This window comes from Kitasatospora sp. NPDC059160 (genome assembly GCF_042755465.1).
GTDB lineage: Bacteria > Actinomycetota > Actinomycetes > Streptomycetales > Streptomycetaceae > Kitasatospora.
This window is the reverse complement of record NZ_JBHZCN010000044.1, coordinates 25,195-43,648: the sequence shown is the minus strand read 5'-3', so window position 1 is coordinate 43,648 and position 18,454 is coordinate 25,195. Positions and strand designations below refer to the sequence as shown.

Below are 18,454 nucleotides of genomic sequence, written 5' to 3'. Positions count from 1 at the left end.
GCCGCCGATTTCCGTGCGGGCCCGACCGGTTGCCGTCGTCCGACCGGTTGCCGTCGTCCGCCCGCCGGGGCGCGTCGGCCCGGGTCAGCGCACGGGCGCCGACATGTAGACGGCCCGCCGCCCGTAGTACTCCGGCACCGTGACCTCGCGGTGCGCCCGGTAGCCGAGCAGCCGCAGCAGGATGTCCGCGCCGCGCACCGCGACCATCGAGATCCGTTCGAAGCCCGACTCCTCGGCCCGCTCGCGGAAGTGCCGCATGAACCCCAGGGCGACCTCCCGGCCGCGCAGGTCCTCGGCGATCACCAGGTCGTGCACGTGCAGGTTGGCCGAGGTGTACGCCGTCTCCTCCGGCCGGGTGAGGTCCGGGCAGCGCAGCGGCGGGTACGGCAGGCTCAGCAGGTAGCCGCGGACGACGCCCTGCTGCTCCAGCACGTAGCAGGTGTCCGGTGAGCTGCGGGCCCGGGACTGCAGCGCCTCCCGGCCCTCGGACAGGCCGTCGGCGGCGTAGGCGTCGTGTTCGAGCGCGACCACGGCGTCCCAGTCCCCGTCGGCCAGCCGCCGGATCCGGAGGTCCTCGCTCACCGGGTCGCCCCCTCCGCACCGGCGTCCGGGCCTTCCGGGCCTTCCGCACCTTCGGGACCGGCGTCCAGTCCGTGGGCGCGGGCGGCGGACACCATCGCGGCCCAGGCCTCGACCAGCACCGCCCAGCGTTCGGCGTCCTGCCGGGCCTCGTCCAGGAGCTGTCCGCGCCGCTCGGCCACCACGTCCGCGAGCTCGGTGTACTTGCCGCCGAGCTTGCGGTAGGAGCGGTCCAGGACGTCCAGGCAGTGCTCGTTCCCGGCCTGGTCCCAGTCGACGCTGCCGCGCACCAGGTCGACGATCGGCTCGACCTTCAGCCCGTGCCGCTCGTCCAGCAGCCCGCTACCCAGGTCGATCATGCCGCCGTAGACCGGGTACAGGTACAGCATCGAGAGCAGGAACTTGACGAACCGCAGCTGGTAGTTGACGAAGCCGGCGCCGATGCGGCGCTCGGGCGTGTAGTAGTTGACGATGTGCCGGTTGTGGACGACGCCGGGCAGCCGGGAGTGGACCAGGGCGTGCAGCAGGGCGTAGTCGCTGCCGATGGTCTCGATCGAGGGCAGCAGCGGCAGCACCTCGTAGGCCCGGTGGTCCAGGGCGATGTTGCACATGTAGACGTCCCAGATGTCGGGGACGCCGAGGACGGACTCGTCGGCGGTGAACGGCTCGGAGCCGGCGCCCTTGAACGAGACGTCGACCATCGCGTCCCGGTCCTCCTCCGGCCAGACCGGCGGGGTCCAGAGGCGGACGATCTCGCGGTAGACGGCCGGGTCCAGCTCGTGGATCTCGCTGATGTCCACGTTGAGTTCGCCGATGAAGGAGCCGCTGACCAGCATCACCGGCTTGTCCGCGTCGGCCGGGTCGAGCTCGGAGCGGGTCACCCCGGCCACCGCCTCGCCGGCCGGCCGGCCGATCGAGAGCAGCTCGTGGTGGATCGGGAAGACCTTCCGGCCGTCGACGACCTGGAAGTCGGCGTCGTCGTTGCGCAGGTGCGCCGAGGTGCAGCCGAGGGCGGCCGCGCAGAGGAAGAGCCGGTTGACGCAGGAGCCGTACGCGACGGCCGGCGGGAGCATCAGGTCGAGCAGCAGGCCGGGGTCGGCGGCGCCGGAGCGCTCGGCCACCCGGCGCAGGAACTCCCGCTGCCGCGCCTCGCCCAGGTGGTGGACGGCCACGCCGGGGGTCGGCTCCAGCGCGGCCACGGCGTCCGCGTTCTGCGCGAAGGCGGCGGCGCCGGTGGTGTCGAGGATGAGCAGGTGCACCTCGACGCCGAAGGTCGCGACGGCGTAGGCCGCCTCCTCGGCGAGTTCCGCGATGGTCTCGGGGCAGGAACGCATGGTGGGCAGGGCGAGGCAGACTCTCTGCATGGCGGTGGTTCTCCGTCGGTTCGTCAGAACGGTTGCGGCGGTGGCGCCGTGAGGGCTTCGAGCGCACCACCGTGGACTAGACCACTTCCCAAGTCAACGATTGACAGCGGGGCTGCGGCGGGGTGGAATGCGCCCCCGCCCGGTGGCTCCGGAGGGCCCTCGGAGGGCCTTCGGGGTCGTCCGGGGGCCGTGCGGACCGAGCCCGGACCCGCTTCCGGACAGGGCGGAGCACGGAACCGGCGGCGCGCCCTGTCGCCGCCGGTTCCGCACGTGAGGACGAATTCCCCTCGTTGATCCGAACGGCCGTGCGGCCCCGGGCGGTTCAACCCCGCCGATCCCGCCGCCGGGGTCAATCCGCGACCCGGACCTGCCGATACCGGCAACGACGTCATTACGCCGTTCGGAGGAGCCAGCATGCCCGAACCGTGGCTGCCCGGTGCCGAGATCCACGACCTCGGCGACCACGCGCCGACCGACCACCAGTACCCCCCGAAGGCCATCGCCCACATCACCTGGGACCGCAACGCCACCGCCGCCGCGCCGCAGGACTGGTGCACCTACGAGGACCTCGTCGGGTACTTCACCGGCGCCGGCGCCGGCGACGCCCCGCACCTGGTCTGGGACCCGTTCAGCGGCCGCACGGCGCAGCTGTTCCCCGCCGACTCCCGCTCCAAGAGCCTGCTCAGCCCGGCCCAGAGCCCCACCCGCACCAACCGGGCCGGGCTGGTGGTGATCCAGATCGAGGCGGTGTTCTTCCCCTACTGCCGCCACCAGGGCACCGTCTACCCGCGGCTGGTCGACACCCCGTGCGCGGGCTGGGACCGGATCCACGCCTGGATCACCTCCTGGGGGGTGCCCGACGCCTGGCCGATGGGGCGGCCGACCGACTTCACCGAGCACCGCGACGAGCGGGTCTGGGAGACCGCGGGCGGCTGGTACGCGCACGCCCACGTGCCGTACAACGACCACGTCGACCCCGGTTCCTGGCCCGCCTTCACCGCGGGCCCCGGCTCGCCCACCGGCCCGCCCTCCCAGCAGCACCCCGCCCCGCCCGCCGACCCGACCCCCGCCCGCTACCAGGTCACCGTCAACGGCCTGGCGTACGGCTACGGCGCCCAGGGCTACCAGGTGACCACCGTCGGACGGGCGTTGGTCACGGCCGGCTTCGGCACCCACTACCACTCCGGGCCCGGACCGACCTGGACGGACGCCGACACCGAGAACTACGCGGACTACCAGGCGAGCCTGGGGTACTCCGGGCCGGCGGCGGACGGCGTCCCGGGCGAGGCCTCGCTGCGCCGGCTGCTCGGCTACCTGCCCGGCCCGCGCACCGTCTCGCTCGCCCACGTCGTCGCGGCGGCGCGCAGCGACCCGGGGGCGGAGCAGGGGCACCGGACGTACGGGGCCGAGGTGGCGATCGTCGAACAGGCGCTGGCGGACGAGGGGTTGCTCGAACAGCGCTGGGTGGACGGGTCCTACGGCAGCCTCACGGTGACGGCGTACGCGGGCTGGCAGCGGCGCTGCGGGTACTCGGCGGGTGCCGCGGACGGGATCCCGGGGCGGGACTCGCTGCACCGGCTGGGGGCGGCGCGGGGGTTCGCGGTGACGGACTGACGGACTGACGGACTGACGGGCCGACGGGCGGGGCGCTGCGGGGCCGCGGGTCGGTGTGGGTACTCCCCGGGGAGTCGGTCGGTCGCGGCGACGGCCGGGGACGTACTCGCCGGGGAGTAGCCGAGGTTACTTCCGCCGTCAGATGCCCGATGAGGGGCGGACGGGGGAGTCTGGGCGCGTCCTCGTGACCCCGACTCGAAGGAGGTACCTGTGCGCCCGTCCACCGAAGCCGTCGCGGCCCCCGGCGCGGGGCGGCGGTCCGCCGACCGCCGACTGTCGCCGGGAGCGCGCAAACGCCTGGTGGTGCTGCACGTCGTCGCCTCGGTGAGCTGGCTGGCCCTGATGCTCTGCCTGCTCACCCTGGCGGTGACGGCCCTCACCACCGACGACGCCGACCGGCTGAGAACGGCCTACCGGGCGATGGGCCTGCTCGGCGACGCGCTCATCCTGCCGCTGAGCCTGCTCACCTTCCTGAGCGGGGTGGCGCTGGGGCTCGGCACGTCCTGGGGCCTGTTCCGGTACTACTGGGTGAGTACCAAGTTCTGGCTGACGCTCGGTGCGATGGCGGCCTCGGTCTTCGCCCTCACCGCCCGGCTGCACGACGCGGTCCGGGTGGCGGACGCCCACCCGACCGGCCCCATCCCGGTGGCGGACCTCGGCTTCGTCCGCTACAACACGGTGATCGTCCCGGCGGTGGCCCTGGCGCTCTACCTGTTCAACGTGATCCTCTCGGTGTACAAGCCCTGGGGCCGCCGCAAGGCCGCGGGCACGCGTACGGGCCGAATACCCGGGGCCTCCGGCGCGGCCGGGGCCGGGCCAGGGCCCGAGGGCCGGTGACGGCGGTGACGGCGCGCCCGGGCGTACCGGCGGGGAATGCCCGTACGGCGGGTGGGTGTTGTCCACCCACGTGACCAGCGCTACGCCCGCGACCAGGCTCTCCGTCCTCGACCGCTCCCGGACCAGGCAGGGCGAAGAGCCGGCGCAGGCGCTGCGCGACACCGTGGCCTTCGCGCGTGAGATCGAGCGGCTGGGCTACCACCGCTTCTGGGTCTCCGAGCACCACGGCGTGCCCGGGGTGGCCGGGTCGGCGCCCACGGTCCTCGCCGCGGCGGTCGCGGCGGCCACCAGCCGGATCCGGGTCGGCACCGGCGGGGTGATGCTGCCCAACCACCGGCCCATGGTGGTGGCCGAGCAGTTCGGGGTGCTGGCGGCGCTGTTCCCGGGCCGGATCGACATGGGGCTCGGCCGCTCGGTGGGCTTCACCGACGGCGTCCGGCGGGCACTCGGGCGCGAGAAGGACGCGGCCGACGACTTCGGCGGCCAGCTGACCGAGCTGCTCGGGTACTTCGACGGCTCCCAGCAGGTGCACCGCGGCGTCCACGCCCGCCCGGCCGAGGGCCTGCACGTGCCGGCCTTCGTGCTGGCCACCGGCGCGGGCGCCGAGCTGGCCGCCGAGGCCGGGCTGCCGCTGGTCATCGCCGCCGCACGTGGGGAGGAGCGGATGCTCGCCGCGCTCGACGGCTACCGCAGCCGCTTCCGCCCCTCCGCGCAGGCCGCCGAACCGTACGTGGTGGTCTCGGGCACGGTCGCGGTGGCCGAGACCGAGGAGCGGGCCCATGACCTCCTCCTCCCGGAGGCCTGGGCCGGCGCCTACTCCCGCACCCACGGGGAGTTCCCGCCGCTGGCCCCGGCCGCCGAGATCCGGGCGCGCACGATGAGCCCGCGCGAACGGGCGGCCTTCGAGCAGTCGCTCAAGGGCCACATCGCGGGCACCCCGGAGCAGGCGGCCGCCGAGCTGTCCGCCCTGGTGGCACGCACCGGTGCGGACGAGGTCCTGATCGCCACCAGTACCTACGACCGGACGGCCCTGCTCGACTCGTACCGACTGCTCGCCGAGGCCGTCGGCCTGCTCTGACCGGCTGCGGCCCGCCGCCTGCCGCGCCGCCCGTTCCGCAGCCCGCGCGACCGCCCACTCCACCGCTCCCCGGCCGTCCCGGCGGATTTCTGACCAGGCCCGATGGCCTGCTACTGTTCTTCTCGTCGAGGGGAAATGATCTTCCGAAACGGAGATCCCGGAACCCTTGAACATGCGTCAGCGGTGCTACCAGAGCACGTCCTACTTTCAGTAGGAAGAGTCCGTGCGATCCGGGCCTGGCGCTCCATCCGAAGGGGCTCGTTCCGTCAAGGGAACGGGCCCCTTCGTCATGTCCGGCTGTGCACCGTCCTCGGCCCTGGTGTGCGCCGAGTCCTCTTATCGCACTTTCGCTGGCGAAACTCCGGGCGGCGATCCGGTATCGGCCAAGGTCCCGTACCAGGTGGCCGACGAGTGACGGTCTGCGGCGGCCGGGCGGCCAGCAGTTTTGCCGCTCCGGTCGAGCCGGTGGATCGTCGCACCTTGGCCGGAAGTCGCCGTAGCTGGTGTGAATATGCCATTGGAATGTTCGTCATACGGAAACCGGCAGTAGCCTTCCGTGTCGAACCTGCCACTGCTGGTGGCGATCCGGCCGGATCTGCGCTGCGCCCGGCCACCCCCAGACCCCCTCGAAGGAGCCGGTGTGCCGGGTATCGACGAATGTCTCTCCGGAGCGATGGCGATCGCCGGAGCCCGCTCGGCGAGCCTGGTCGACTGGAGCAGCGGACTCGCCCTCGGGAGCCTGGGCGAAAGCCCGGTCGGCGAACACGAGACCGCTGCCGCCGAGGCAACCGACTTGGTGCGCGCGGCCGTTGAGAGCCAGACCTTCACCGCGGCGGAGGACCGGCGCTCCCCGTTGGAGGACATCATCGTCACTGCGGGCCGCAGTTACCACCTGATCCGCTTCATCGACACCGTCTTCGACAGCCGGCTCGTCCTGCACCTCTGGCTCGACCGCGAGTCGGGCAACCTCGCCGCGGCCCGGTTCCGTCTCCAGGCCCTCGCCGAGGAACTGGTGCTGGGGTGAACACGAGGCCCGCACCGACCGTCGCATTCCGGCCAGCCGATCGCGTGGCCGCCCCGTACACGCCCCTGGTGGAGGCCGCCGACCACCACGTCCAACCCGCCGCGCCGAGGACCCCGGGCGAGGCCGTCGCCCTGCTCGCCGCCCGCCGCGCCACCGGGGCCCTGCACGGCCCGCTCGGCATCCTGTGGTTGGTCGACGGTCAGGTCGCCGCCGCGGAGTCCCCCCGTGCGCCCGGCCTGGCCGACCTGCTCACCGGCTGCGGTCGGCTCACCCCCGAGGAGTGGGCCGACCTCCTGCACCGCCACGGCCCGCAGGGGCGGGTCGGCGAGGCACTGGTCGACCGGCAGCTGCTCACCCGCGGCGAACTCGAACTCGGCCACCTGGGAACGCTGTTCGACGCCGCCTACTTCGTGCTCGCCGACCGGGCCGGCGGCACCTGGCGGTTCGAGTCCGAGGCCCGGCACTGGCTCGGCACGGTGACGCCGGTCGACCCGGCGCGGCTCGGTCGCGAGGTCGAGCGCCGGCACCGACTCCTCGACCGGATCTGGCCCTGGCCGCAGCTCGACACCGCGCCGGTCCGGCCGGTCGAGCACAGTCGATCGCCCTCCCACCGCCCGCCCGGCCGTCGGCGGCGCGAACTGCTGGACCACGCCGACGGCCGAAGAACCCCGGCGGACCTGGCCCGGCTGCTCGGCCGCTCCGGCTTCGGCGTGACGGCGGACATCCGCCGCCTGGCCGCCGCCGGACTGCTCGACACCCCCCGGCACGCCGCGCCGGCCGCCGCACCCTCCCGCCCGGCTGCCGACCCCGTCCGCCCGGCTGCCGACCCCGTCCGCCCGGTCGCCGACCCCGTCCTCTCGGCCGCCGCTCCCTCCCGGCCTGGCAGCGGCCTGCACCGCAGGGTCCCCGGAGCCACCCTCCGGGGCCTCCCGAGCACCGGCCCCGCGGCAACGACCGGCTCCGCAGCAACGACCAGCCCCGCAGTCCCTGTAGCCCCCGCCCCCACGCGCTCCGACCGACCGACCACCACGGCAGCGGCCCACCCGCTGACCGTCCCCGACCCGGACATCGCGCTGCTGACCCGGGTCCGAGACCTTCTGGAGGCCCGACTTTGAGTCACTCCCCGCCCGCGACCCCGCGGTACCGGCCATGAGGCGGGCACTCAAGCAGCGTGTCGGAAGGAGACAACTGATCGCCTTGGAGACCGAGCTGCTCGCCGAACTCCGCGCCGTCAAACGTCGCGTCCCGCACCTCGCGGGCGGGCTGGTGGCCAGCGTGGACGGCCTGTTGGTCGCGCACGACACCCACGGGACCGAACCCTCGGGCCTGGCCGCCATGACGGCGGCCTCGCTCTCGCTCGCCCAGCGGCTCGCCGACACCACCGGGCAGGGGGAGTTCCGCGAGTCCGTGGTGCGCGGTGAGCACGGCTACGTCGCCACCTACGCGGCCGGCGGCAGCTGTGTGCTGACCCTGCTGGCGCTCCCGGACGTCAACGTCGGCCGGCTCCACCTGGAGGGCCGCCGCAGTGCCCGGCACATCGCCGAACTGCTCAACGACGCCCTGGTGCCGAAGGACCCGCGCGACGTGCTCTGACCCGTCCCGGGACCGAACGCCCCGCCCGCCCCCGTACCGAGCCGCCCCCGTACCGACCCACCGACCCACTGACCCACCCACCGACCAACCTGTCGACTTACCGACCCACCGACCAACCGACCCACAGGAGTTGATCAGAATGACCGACGCAGCCGGCGCGCTCAAGCAGGCCATGACCGTCATCGAGGGCGCCATCGGCGCGGCCCTGGTGGACTACAACAGCGGCATGGCGCTCGCCACCCTCGACGGCCCCGGCGGCCTCGACCTCAACGTCGCCGCGGCCGGGAACACCGACGTGATGCGCGCCAAGATGCGCACCATGGACATGCTCGGCCTCCAGGACGGCATCGAGGACATCCTCATCACGCTGAGCACCCAGTACCACCTGATCCGCCCGCTCACCGGCCGCACCGGCAAGGGCCTGTTCCTCTACCTGGCACTGGACAAGGGCCGCGCCAACCTGGCGATGGCCCGCCACCAGCTGGTCAAGATCGAGGCCGACCTGGAGGTCTGACCGGGCACCGGCACGGCCCCGGCGGCGGCTCACGCCCCGCCGGGCCCCGCCCCGCCGGGCCCGGCCCCGTCCAGCCGTGCCCCGTCCGGCGGTGCCCCGTCCGGCGGTGCCCACTGGACCTCCCCGCCGGCCAGCCCCGCGCAGACCGCCCCCTCGGCGCTCAGCACGCTCCACGGCGCGAGCACCGCGTGCGGCGGGACGGACAGCTCACCGCCCTCCGTGAAACCCAGCTCCAGGCCGCCGGCCAGGGTGATCCGGGCGGTGCCGACGGTCCGGCCGACCAGGGCCAGCAGGGCGGGCGTCGGCCGGAAGGTGAGCGCGGGGAAGAAGTGCCCGACCTCCTCCGGCGTGGTGAAGGACGGCGCCGCGAAGCGGAACTCGTGCACCACCCGTACGGTCACCGGCCCGTCGAGCCGCAGGTCCAGCCGGTCGCCTCCGCTGACCGCCTCGACCGTCCGGCCGGCCAGCACCTCAGTGATCGTGTTCTGCATGCTCCCAGTCTTCACCGGCCGAGGCGTTCCCAACCACGGGACCGACCGGCCGTCCGCGTACCAGCTCGACCGGTCCGCCCGCCCGTTCCCGGGCCGCGAGGGCCGCGGCCACCCGGTCCCAGGACGGTCCGGAGAGCAGCGTCCGCGCCTCGGCCGGGTCGCACAGCCGCCACTCCACCAGTTCCTGCTCCTGGAGGACGATCGTGCCGAGCGACTCCTCCGTCACCGCGCCGCCGTCGTAGACGTACACCAGCACGGCGGTGTCCTGACCGGTCGCAGGTTCGGTCGCGGGACCGGCCCCGGGATCGGCCGCCGCCCCCGGCAGCCAGTCCAACGCCAGCAGCCGCCCGGGCTCGACCTCCCAGCCCAGTTCCTCGCGGATCTCCCGCCCCGCCGCCGTGCGGGGCGTCTCGCGGTCCGCCTCCACCCCGCCGCCCGGCAGTGTCCAGTACGGCACCCGCCCGCGCGGCCCGTCCCACGGCCGCAGCCGCACCAGCAGCACCCGGCCGTCACCGTCCGTGAAGAGGGCCCGCGCCTTCGCCCGGATCCGCGGCCGGGTGGCGTAGTAGGTGTCCCGGTCCATCGGCGGCTCCAGCGGCTCCGGCGCCTCCGACGGCTGCCCCGCAGCTGACCCCGACCCCGACCCCGGCCCCGACCCCAGCCCCGGCGCGGCGGCCAGGCCGGTGTACTCCGGCACGGGCCCCTCGGCGGGCAGCGCCCCCAGGGTGTGCCCCACCGGCCGGCTGTCCTCCAGCTCCAGGGGCCCGGCCTCCCGCGGCGCCCGCAGACAGGCCGCCACCCGGCGGGACAGCCGCGGCGGCAGGGCGTGCCCGGCCTCCTCCGCCGTCAGCCAGACCCAGCCGCCGACCTCCGCCGCGTCCGGCCGGATCGCCGACACCTGCTCCGGCGTCAACGCCTCGGCCCAGTACAGGTAGGCCACGATCGGCGGTCGGCTCGGGGACATCGCCCAGTCGACGCACGCCAACGCTCCCAGCCGGGGCGTGAACCCCAGCTCCTCGGCGATCTCCCGCAACGCCGTCTCCCGCGGCGACCGGTCGCCGGGCTCCCACCCGCCACCCGGGATCGCCACCGGATGCTTCCGGTCGTACGGCAGCCGCACCACCAGCACCCGCCCCCGCCCGTCCGGGAACAGCACCCCGGCGGCCGCCATCATCTCTCGTCCCGCCGCACCCGACGCCTCCACCCCGACTCCTTCCACCCGCTCATCTCCCGGGGGACGACATCCCCACGCACCCGATGGTTCCCGCCCACCCCGACCACCACCCGGAAGGGACACGCCCCCGCACCGCCGCCCGACCTGCCCTCCCGGCCCCGCCCGGCGGGCCGTCACCCCAGGGAGGCCAGGGCCTGGGCGGCCGCTCGGGCCATCTGTTCGTCGTGGCGGGCGCTCGATCCGCGGAGGCGGGCGGCGCCTTCGACGGCCGCGAGGGCGAGCAGGCCCGGTAGGAGGTCGGTGCTGCGGGCGGCGAGCCAGCGGGTGCCGCGGGTGGCCATCCACCACAGGTCGGCGGCGAGGCCGGGCGGCGGTTCGACGGGTTCGGCAGCGGGTGGCGGGCCGAGGGGGTGGCCCTGGGTGGCGAGCAGTTCGTGGAAGCGGCGGGCGATCAGGTGGTGTCCTTCGGCACTGGGGTGGAGGCGGTCGACGCTGAGCAGGCCGCGCTGCTCGCACCAGGGCAGTTCGGCGATGTGCAGGTGGACGGCCCGGTGCCGGGTGGTGAGGGCGTGGACGACGGTGTTGACGGCGCGCATCCGTCGGGCCAGTGGTCGGGCGAGCGGGGCGGGGAGCCGGAGGAGGGTGCCGGGGTCGGGCAGGCAGGCGGTGAGCAGGACGGCGCCGTGGCCGGAGAGTTCGCCGAGGGTGGCGTCGAGTTCCCGGGTGGTGCGGCGGATGTCGAAGCCGGCCCGCAGGGTGTCGTTGCCGCCGACCAGGACCGCCGCCAGCTGGGGCCGAAGGGCGAGTGCCGCCGGGAGTTGACGAGTCGTCAGATCTGCGGTCAGTGCGCCGCTGTACGCCAGGTTGGCGAATTCGACGTCCTGGCCCTCGGGGGCCAGTGACCGGGCGAGGACGGCGGCCCAGCCGCGCCACCGTTCGCCGACCTGGTCCCCGACGCCCTCCGTGAGCGAGTCGCCGAGCGCGACGAAGCGCAGCAGTTCGCCCGCGGTGGGCTGGTCGTCGGCGGTCCGGTCAGGCCCCGCGTCGAGCACGCTCATCCCCACTCCTCCCGGTGGCATCGGCGGTCCGGGCCCCGTGCGCGGCCAGGAAGGCGGCCACCGCCGCCGACCAGCCGTACCGTTCGGCCTGGGCCCGGGCGGCGGCCCGCCGGGCCGGTTCCGGTCGGCGGAGCAACTCCGTGACGGCGGCGGCGAATCCGGCCCCGGTGTCGGCGGCGGCGATCCCGGCGGGCCCGATCAGGCCGGGCAGCGCGGAGGAGCGGCTGACCGCGACGGGGGTGCCGCAGGCCAGTGCCTCCAGGGCGGCCAGTCCGAAGGTCTCCACCGGTCCGGGGGCCAGCACCACGTCCGCGCTGCCCAGCAGTGCGGCCAGCTCCGCCCGCCCGTTCAGGTGTCCGAGGAAGCGTACGGGCAGCCGCAGCCGGGCGGCCCGGGCGGCGAGCCGGGACCGCAGCGGTCCGGTCCCGGCCACCACCAGGACGGCGGGGAGCCCCCGCGCCCGCAGCCGGGCCAGTGCCTCGACGGCGCGTTCGGGCCGCTTCTCGGCGGAGAGCCGGGAACAGAGCACCAGCAGGACGTCCCCGGGCGCCGCGTACCGGGCCCGTTCCAACGCCCGTACGGCCGTGGGCAGCGGGCGCATCGCCGCCAGGTCGACCCCGAGCGGGGCCCGGACCAGGTTGGGCACGCCGATCCGGCGGAACTCGGCCGCCGCCCAGTCGGTGGTGCAGAGCACCGAGTCGTAGCCGCGGGCGGTGGCCGCGTTGAGCCGGTCGGCGGCCGCGGCGGCGAGCGGGCCGGGCAGGCCCCAGGTCCGCAGCACTCCGCTGGCGCTCTCGTGCGAGACCATCACCGAGCGGACCCCGTGCCGACGGGCCCAGGCGCCGGTCCAGCGCAGGGTGGTGCGGTCGGAGACCTCCAGCCGGTCGGGGCCGAGCCGGGTCAGTTCGGCGGCGACCGCCCGTCGGTCGGCGAGCAGCCGGTACCCGCCGCTGGCCGGCAGCACCGGGCCGGGCAGGGTGATCACCAGACCCTGCTCGGTGTCCTCCTCGGTGCGCCGTTCGCCGGGCACGATCAGGACGGGCCGGTGTCCGGCAGCCCGGTACCCGGCGCCCAGGTGGCGCAGCGCGGTGCGCAGGCCGCCGGAGACCGGGGTGACGAAGTTGGCGAGCCGCACGATGGTCAGCGGCCCGCCGCGGGGCGGCGCAGTCATGCCGGCAACTCCTCCGGCAGTACGGGCAGCACCGGCACCACCGTCCCGGCCGACGCCCCCGGCGACCGGGGCTCGACCTCGACCTCGGTCCCGGCCCCGATCCCGACCTCGGCCCCGACCCCGACCTCGGCCCCGACCCCGGACGGAGCCGCCGAAGGAGCCACCCCCACCCTCCGGTGCTCCGCCAGCACCTCGGCGTAGTGCCGCAGCAGCAGGTCCCCGACCGCCTCCCAGGTCCGGGCGGTCACCTCGGCCCGTCCGGCCTGCCCGTACCGGGCCCGCCGGGCCGGGTCGGCGGCCAGTTCGGCGACGGCCCGGGCGACCGCCGCGCCGTCGCGGGGCGGCACCAGCAGTCCGGTGCGGTGGTGGGAGACCAGGTCGAGCGGGCCGCCGGCGGCCGGGCCGATCACGGGGACGCCGCTGGCCATCGCCTCCTGGATGGTCTGGCAGAAGGTCTCCAGCGGGCCGGTGTGGACGAACACGTCGAGGGTGGCGAAACATCGCGCGAGTTCCTCGCCGGTGCGGCGCCCGAGGAACACCGCGCCGGGCATGGCGGCCCTGAGGCCGGGCGCCGAGGGGCCGTCCCCGACCACCACCACCCGCACCCCGGGCAGCGCGGAGGCGGCGGCCAGCAGGTCGACCCGCTTCTCGGGCGCGAGCCGCCCGACGTACCCGACCAGCACCTCCCCGCCGGGGGCGAGGGCCCGGTGCAGCGCCTCGTCCCGGTGCCGGGGGTGGAAGCGCACCGAGTCCACCCCGCGCGGCCACAGCTGGACCCGGGGCACCCCGTGCGCGGTGAGGTCCTGGGCGGCCGGGGTGGACGGCGCCAGCGTGCGGGCGGCGGCCCGGTGTACGGCCCGGATGCGCCGCCAGGCGGCGGCCTCGCCGAGCCCGCGTCCGGCCCGGTAGGCGTGGGCGTACCCGGCGAGGTCGGTCTGGTAGACGGCGACGGCGGGCACGCCGAGCCGGGCCGCGACCTGCATGCCGCGCGCACCCAGGACGAACGGGCTGGCCAGGTGGACGATGTCGGGCCGGTGCCCGGCCAGCGCGGCCGCCAGCTGCCGGCTCGGCAGGGCGATCCGCACCTGCGGGTACCCGGGCAGCGGCACCGACGGGATCCGCACGACGGGGATCCGTTCCGCGTCGGCGCCGGAGCCGAAGGTCTGCGGCGGGCACTGGGCGCCCCGGGCCGGTGCGGGGGTGACGACGAGGGGCCGGTGGCCCCGACGGAGCAGGTGCTCGGCCGTCCGCAGCACGCTGTGGGCGACTCCGTTGACCTCGGGAGGGAAGGATTCGGTGACGATGGCGACGCGCATGCCTGTGTTGTCTCCGCGCACGGCGTGCACCCGGCCAAAGGGATCTGTCGTACAAGCGAACGCGGGTCGGCGATTTGCACCGCCGACCCGCGCCCCGGCACCGCCGCGTCACATCGACCCGGCCGCCTCCTTGAGCTCCGCGTACGGCGCGAGCTTACGGATCGACTCGATGCTCTTCAGGCAGTCGTCCTTGCTCTCCTGCGGGTCACCGGTCACCACGACGGTCCCGTTGCTCGCCTTGAGCCGGAACCGGTGCATCCCGCTCTCGTCCGTGTACAGCTCGAACTTCCCAGCCATGCCGTCAACAGCCTTTCGCTCGATGGCCCCCTGGGACCGCACCGTAGGCCCAAATCCGTTGGAACGCTCGCCAGTTGACCCAGCCGGGTGGCGACCGTTCGAGTCGCGGAGAGCGAACCGCCGCGTCGCGGCCATCAGACGAGTCGATCACTGCGCAGTCAAGGCAGCTGACCGCAGTCATCCCCGCGGGACGGGTCGAGACCGCCGGTGCCCGAGGGGCGTGGCTGCTGCTGGGCGGGCAGTTCGCTGCTGCAGTGGGGTGATCACTGGGGATCACGGGCCCGCGGCGTGTACGGTGCGCCGCCGCCGCGGGCCCTCGACCTGTGGGGGTCGGTCAGGTGGTGTTGGGGGAGAGCGTCCAGAGTTGGTTGCGGCCGCCGGTGCAGTCCCAGATGTCCAGGGTCCTGCCGTTGGTGGTGTCCCAGCCGTGGATGTCCATGCAGCGGTTGGAGGCGGGGTTGTAGAGGCTGCCGTCGCCGCGGAGGGTCCATTGCTGGCCGGGGTCGCCGACGCAGTCGAGGATGCCGATGGGGGAGCCGTTGCCGGTGGCGTTGTCGCGGACGCTGACGCACCAGGTGCCGGTGCGCAGGGTGCCGTCGGGGGCGAAGGTGAATTTCTGGCTGATGCCGTTCCAGCAGTCCCACACGACCAGGTTCTTCCCGACCGCCGGGCCGAAGTTGTCGAGGCACTTGCCGCCGTCGACGGCGGAGTGGACGCTGTAGCCGGCGGGCTTGTTGGGTGCGCCGCGGGAGACGGCGGTGGTGAACTGGGCGATGCCGCCGACCGGCGCGGCGCCCGGGATCTGGCTGATCGCACCGTCGGCGCCGGTGGCGAACAGATCGGGGTTGCCGTCGCCGTTGACGTCACCCGGTGAGTCGACGGAGGGGTAGGCGGCGGAGCCGAAGGACACCGGCAGTACCGCGGCCGTGGTCGGGCCGGTCCACTGCTGGCCGGTGTCGTTGAGGCAGTCCCAGAGGATGAGGTGGTTGCCGAGAGTGTTCTTGGCGCCGGGGACCGCGAGGCAGCGGGTGGACTGGGGGTTCTGGAGGGTGCCGGGGTAGGGGCCGTCGGTCCACTTCTGGGCGCCGCTGTTGTTGCAGTCCCAGAGCTGGATGCTGGTGCCGTTCGCGGTGTCGCCGTTCTTGACGTCCAGGCACTTGCCGAGAACGTGGAGGGTGCCGTCGCCGCCGCGGGTGAACACCTGGGCGCCGGTGCCGTTGCAGTCCCAGAGCTGGGCCGGGGTGCCGTTGTCGGTGTAGCCGCCGTTGATGTCGGTGCACATGCCGGCGCCGGTGGTGTTCTTGACGGCGGAGACCAGTGCCTGGTGCACGGGAGCGTGCAGCGTCGTCGTGGGCTTGCCGTCGGCGGCGAAGGAGAGCGGGTAGGTGTACAGGGCACCGGTGACGTTGTCACGTGCCCACAGGGTCGGCGTCCCGCCGACGGTTCCTGGGGCGAGCAGGGTCACCGTCGACCAGTCGCCGTCGCCGAGGTCGATTCCGGCGCCGAGCCGGCAGCCGCCCGTATAGGTGCCGGGGTAGAGGCGCAGGCGGCCCTTCTCGACGGTGATCAGGTTGGCCAGGCCGTTCGGGTTGCCGTAGGTTCCGGGGGCGACCAGCTGGGTGAGGTTGGCCCAGGTGCCGTCGATCCCGCCCGCGCAGGTCGAGGACGTGCCGAGTTCGGTGATCCGGCTGCCGATGCTGAAGTGGCCGGGTGTTCCGGCTGGGGTGGCGGTGGCGTCGTTGAGGTAGGCGTAGAGCCTGTGGCTGCCCTTGTTGTAGGCGAAGAGGTCGTCGACGCTGGACTGGGTGAGCGAGCCCCGGTGGGCGATCAGGTAGTTGTTCCAGCTGTCCTTCTCGGGGCTCTGGCTCTGGGCCGAGGCGAGGGCCGGGGTGGCGGTGAAGTCGCGGTTTCCGGAGACGAGGGTCAGGCTGCCGTTGGACGCAGGGGCCAGGAAGTCGGGGGTGCCGTCGAAGTCGACGTCGCCTGGGACGACCTTGGTGGCCGGGTTCCAGGGGGCGTAGAAGTCGTAGACGGAGGCCTGGGGCTGGGTGTTCCCGGCGCCGTCGACGGCCCGGACGTAGAGGCGGTGCGTGCCCCACTGATCGGGGTTGAGCTTGACCGGGATGTCGGCGGAGGCGGAACCGTCCGCGTCGGGTGTCACCTGGACGGCGTTGGCCCCGACGGGCGGGATGTTGTCGTCCAGGTTGTACTGGAAGGCCCTCACGCCGCTCTTGGCGCATGAGCCGCGGGTGCAGCCGCCCGGGGTCGGGTCGGTGCTGCTGACCTTGATGCTGACGCCCTGGTCACCGGCGTGGGCAGTGGGGACGAGACCGCTGCCGAGTGGCGGGAAGGCCTGGAGGGCGCCGAACTGCGCCTGCGTCGGCGGAACGAGGTCGATGTTGAAGTAGCAGGCCACCGAGGTCGGACCGCTCAGCCCGGTGTCCGAGGCGGTGGCGTTCCAGCCGTACTGGTGCCCGTCGGACACCCTCAGTCCGATGTTGGCGCGACCCCAGCCGGATGACCCGAACTGGGCGCTGCTCGGGTCGCCCACCCCCGCGGGGCCGCCGTGGCCGTCGTCCGCCATGCTGTCCCACACGTGGAAGTTGACGTTCAGGTTGGCGCCGGGCATCCCGGTGGACGCGTAGGCGTTGAGCGTGATGTTCGAGGCGTCACCGGCCAGGGAGGTCATGCCGATCCATCCCGCGTTGCCCCAGTTGTTGCAGGCCGGGCCGCCGGGGTTCTGGGAGTCCGGGCTGGTGTAGAGGGCGTCGGGCGTGTTCGGCGCGATGCTGTAGCTCGCGACGACGTACGGGTCGTTGTTGAACCGCATGAAGTGGTCGATGCCGATGGAGCGGGTCTCGTCGCCGAACAGGCCGACGGTCAGCGGCCGACCCTCCTGGACGACCTGGCGCACCGCGCCGGTGACGTCGAAGTTGACGGGCTGGTAGCCGCAGGAACCGTAGGCGCTCTTGGGCCATTTGGTCTCGCCGTCCTGGCGCACACCGGGCTGGTTGTTCCAGTTGGTTCCGCCGTCGAATCCCCAGGTCCACTTGAGGGTGACCGGGGCCGTGGTGTCGCAGCCGTGGGCGGCGCCGTAGGTCTCGTAGAAGTACGCCTGGGCGTGGTCGATGTTCATCTGCGCGGTCAGGGCGCCGGTGCCGAACTCGTAGAACGAGCGCTCCATGCCGTAGCAGTTGGTCCGGTAGTGCTGGTAGCCCACACCCTGCCCGTTGTCCTGGGCGACGTCGTACTGGGGGCTGCCTGCGCAACCCTCCATGACCTGGGCGAAGTGGCTCCTGGTCAGGGTGGCGGGCTGGAAGGTCGGATCGATGAACAGCGGCCAGGCGGTGCCCTCTCCGGAGAGCAGGGCGGCGTCGGGGGTGAGGGTGAGCGAGTCGGCGTCGGCCTTGACCGCTATGGGGCGGACCTTGGCGCCGTCGCCGGGGCCGTCGGCGGAGGACGACGGCGCGCCGGCCGGTGCCGAGGAGGTCTGGGCCGAGCCGGGGTCGGCGGAACCGTTGGACTTGGCCGCGGAGGCCGCAGCGGGGCCAGGCGCGGAGGAGTCCCACATGAGGGGTGCCGGAGCGGTGAAGACCGGCTGGCCGTCGCTGGATTTGGCAGTGACGTTTCCGGTCTGGTCGGCGGCGAGGGCGAGGTCCTTGGTCGTGGTGCCCAGGCGCAGTGTCGCGAGCTTCGGGTCGGCCGCGGCCTTGGCGTCCTTGACGACCAGCACCTCGCGTAAGGCTCCCTGGTCGGTGACGTTGACCTGGAGGTCGACGCCGGGCAGGACCTCGGGGTAGCGGGCGCCCGCGCCGGTGATGACCGGGCTGGGCAGTGGGAAGGGGAAGGCGAGGGCCAGGCTGTGGCCGGCCTTGTCGGTGAGCGTGGCGAGCGGGCCGGCGCCGCCGTCGGACAGGACCACTGCGGAGGGGGTGGCCTTGGGGGACCAGCTGCCGTCCTTGGAGCGGGTCAGTGTGGCGTCGACCGGTGTCCAGGCGCCGTCCTTCTGCACCCGGGCGGGGCGGAGGTGGGTGGTCAGGGTGAGCCTGCCGTCGGGTTGGGCGACCGTGAGCGAGGACTCGGTGGTCAGGTCGTCGACGGTGACCGGTTTGCCGCTGGTCTTGGCCTTGAGGCGGGCCGCCTGTACGGCGCCGCCCGGGTTGGGGACGGGGCCGGTGGCGGGCCGGGTGGTTTGCGCGGGATGCGCGTTGAACGGTCGATCGGCCGCGAATGCCGTTTGGGTACCTCCTGCTACCAGTCCGCCGATTGCGGATATCAAGGCAGCACAATGTGTCAATTTGCGTGTTCGGCCCTGTCGGACACGGCGTGTTTCCCCCACGGATG

16 protein-coding genes are annotated in these 18,454 nt (G+C 73.9%); 7 read left to right on the top strand and 9 right to left on the bottom strand.

Annotated elements, in window-relative coordinates; genetic code table 11:
- Positions 1-84: 84 nt before the first annotated feature.
- Positions 85-582 carry a GNAT family N-acetyltransferase gene (locus ACFXOZ_RS20405; RefSeq protein WP_375885858.1) on the bottom strand — a complete coding sequence of 166 codons (498 nt, stop codon included), beginning with the start codon at positions 580-582 and terminating at the stop codon, positions 85-87.
- Positions 579-1,943 carry a DUF6271 family protein gene (locus ACFXOZ_RS20400; RefSeq protein WP_380591818.1) on the bottom strand — a complete coding sequence of 455 codons (1,365 nt, stop codon included), beginning with the start codon at positions 1,941-1,943 and terminating at the stop codon, positions 579-581. The genes ACFXOZ_RS20405 and ACFXOZ_RS20400 overlap by 4 nt, the downstream gene beginning before the upstream one ends.
- Before the next feature lie 414 nt (positions 1,944-2,357).
- On the opposite strand from ACFXOZ_RS20400, the gene ACFXOZ_RS20395 reads away from it, so the two are divergent.
- The 7 genes from ACFXOZ_RS20395 to ACFXOZ_RS20365 all read left to right on the top strand — a co-directional run bounded on the left by ACFXOZ_RS20395 (position 2,358) and on the right by ACFXOZ_RS20365 (position 8,603).
- Complete coding sequence (locus ACFXOZ_RS20395) at positions 2,358-3,557, top strand: peptidoglycan-binding protein (protein WP_380526786.1); 1,200 nt, start codon at positions 2,358-2,360, stop codon at positions 3,555-3,557.
- A gap of 210 nt (positions 3,558-3,767) precedes the next feature.
- Entirely contained in the window at positions 3,768-4,394 is a 627-nt protein-coding gene (locus tag ACFXOZ_RS20390) for a DUF2269 domain-containing protein (RefSeq protein ID WP_380591816.1), read from the top strand.
- Positions 4,395-4,464: 70 nt separating this feature from the next.
- A complete protein-coding gene (locus tag ACFXOZ_RS20385) occupies positions 4,465-5,472 on the top strand; it encodes an MsnO8 family LLM class oxidoreductase (RefSeq protein ID WP_380526815.1) in 1,008 nt (335 codons plus the stop codon).
- Between the two features lie 640 nt (positions 5,473-6,112).
- Positions 6,113-6,496: a hypothetical protein gene (locus ACFXOZ_RS20380; protein ID WP_375886195.1), complete on the top strand. Its 384-nt coding sequence runs from the start codon at positions 6,113-6,115 to the stop codon at positions 6,494-6,496.
- A 44-nt stretch (positions 6,497-6,540) separates the two neighbouring features.
- The gene (locus ACFXOZ_RS20375; RefSeq protein WP_380591814.1) at positions 6,541-7,611 is read left to right on the top strand and encodes a hypothetical protein; all 1,071 of its coding nucleotides are present in this window, start codon (positions 6,541-6,543) and stop codon (positions 7,609-7,611) included.
- 82 nt (positions 7,612-7,693) lie between these two features.
- A complete protein-coding gene (locus ACFXOZ_RS20370; RefSeq protein WP_380591812.1) occupies positions 7,694-8,089 on the top strand; it encodes a roadblock/LC7 domain-containing protein in 396 nt (131 codons plus the stop codon).
- A gap of 139 nt (positions 8,090-8,228) precedes the next feature.
- Positions 8,229-8,603 (top strand): hypothetical protein, encoded by a 375-nt coding sequence (locus ACFXOZ_RS20365; RefSeq protein ID WP_375885872.1) that lies wholly within the window; start codon positions 8,229-8,231, stop codon positions 8,601-8,603.
- Positions 8,604-8,632: 29 nt separating this feature from the next.
- On the opposite strand, the gene ACFXOZ_RS20360 is transcribed toward ACFXOZ_RS20365, so the two are convergent.
- The 7 genes from ACFXOZ_RS20360 to ACFXOZ_RS20330 form a co-directional block, all read right to left on the bottom strand.
- A complete protein-coding gene (locus ACFXOZ_RS20360; protein ID WP_380591810.1) occupies positions 8,633-9,094 on the bottom strand; it encodes a DUF6188 family protein in 462 nt (153 codons plus the stop codon).
- Positions 9,075-10,298: an NUDIX domain-containing protein gene (locus ACFXOZ_RS20355; protein ID WP_380591808.1), complete on the bottom strand. Its 1,224-nt coding sequence runs from the start codon at positions 10,296-10,298 to the stop codon at positions 9,075-9,077. Before ACFXOZ_RS20355 ends, ACFXOZ_RS20360 begins: the two co-directional genes overlap by 20 nt.
- Before the next feature lie 143 nt (positions 10,299-10,441).
- Positions 10,442-11,326 (bottom strand): SGNH/GDSL hydrolase family protein, encoded by an 885-nt coding sequence (locus ACFXOZ_RS20350; protein ID WP_380591806.1) that lies wholly within the window; start codon positions 11,324-11,326, stop codon positions 10,442-10,444.
- Positions 11,301-12,497, bottom strand: coding sequence for a glycosyltransferase (locus tag ACFXOZ_RS20345; protein WP_380591804.1), 1,197 nt, complete (start codon positions 12,495-12,497; stop codon positions 11,301-11,303). Before ACFXOZ_RS20345 ends, ACFXOZ_RS20350 begins: the two co-directional genes overlap by 26 nt.
- A complete protein-coding gene (locus ACFXOZ_RS20340; protein WP_380591802.1) occupies positions 12,494-13,813 on the bottom strand; it encodes a glycosyltransferase family 4 protein in 1,320 nt (439 codons plus the stop codon). Before ACFXOZ_RS20340 ends, ACFXOZ_RS20345 begins: the two co-directional genes overlap by 4 nt.
- A gap of 108 nt (positions 13,814-13,921) precedes the next feature.
- Positions 13,922-14,110: a YegP family protein gene (locus ACFXOZ_RS20335; RefSeq protein WP_375885888.1), complete on the bottom strand. Its 189-nt coding sequence runs from the start codon at positions 14,108-14,110 to the stop codon at positions 13,922-13,924.
- A 334-nt stretch (positions 14,111-14,444) separates the two neighbouring features.
- Entirely contained in the window at positions 14,445-18,389 is a 3,945-nt protein-coding gene (locus ACFXOZ_RS20330) for a ricin-type beta-trefoil lectin domain protein (RefSeq protein WP_380591800.1), read from the bottom strand.
- Positions 18,390-18,454: the final 65 nt, after the last annotated feature.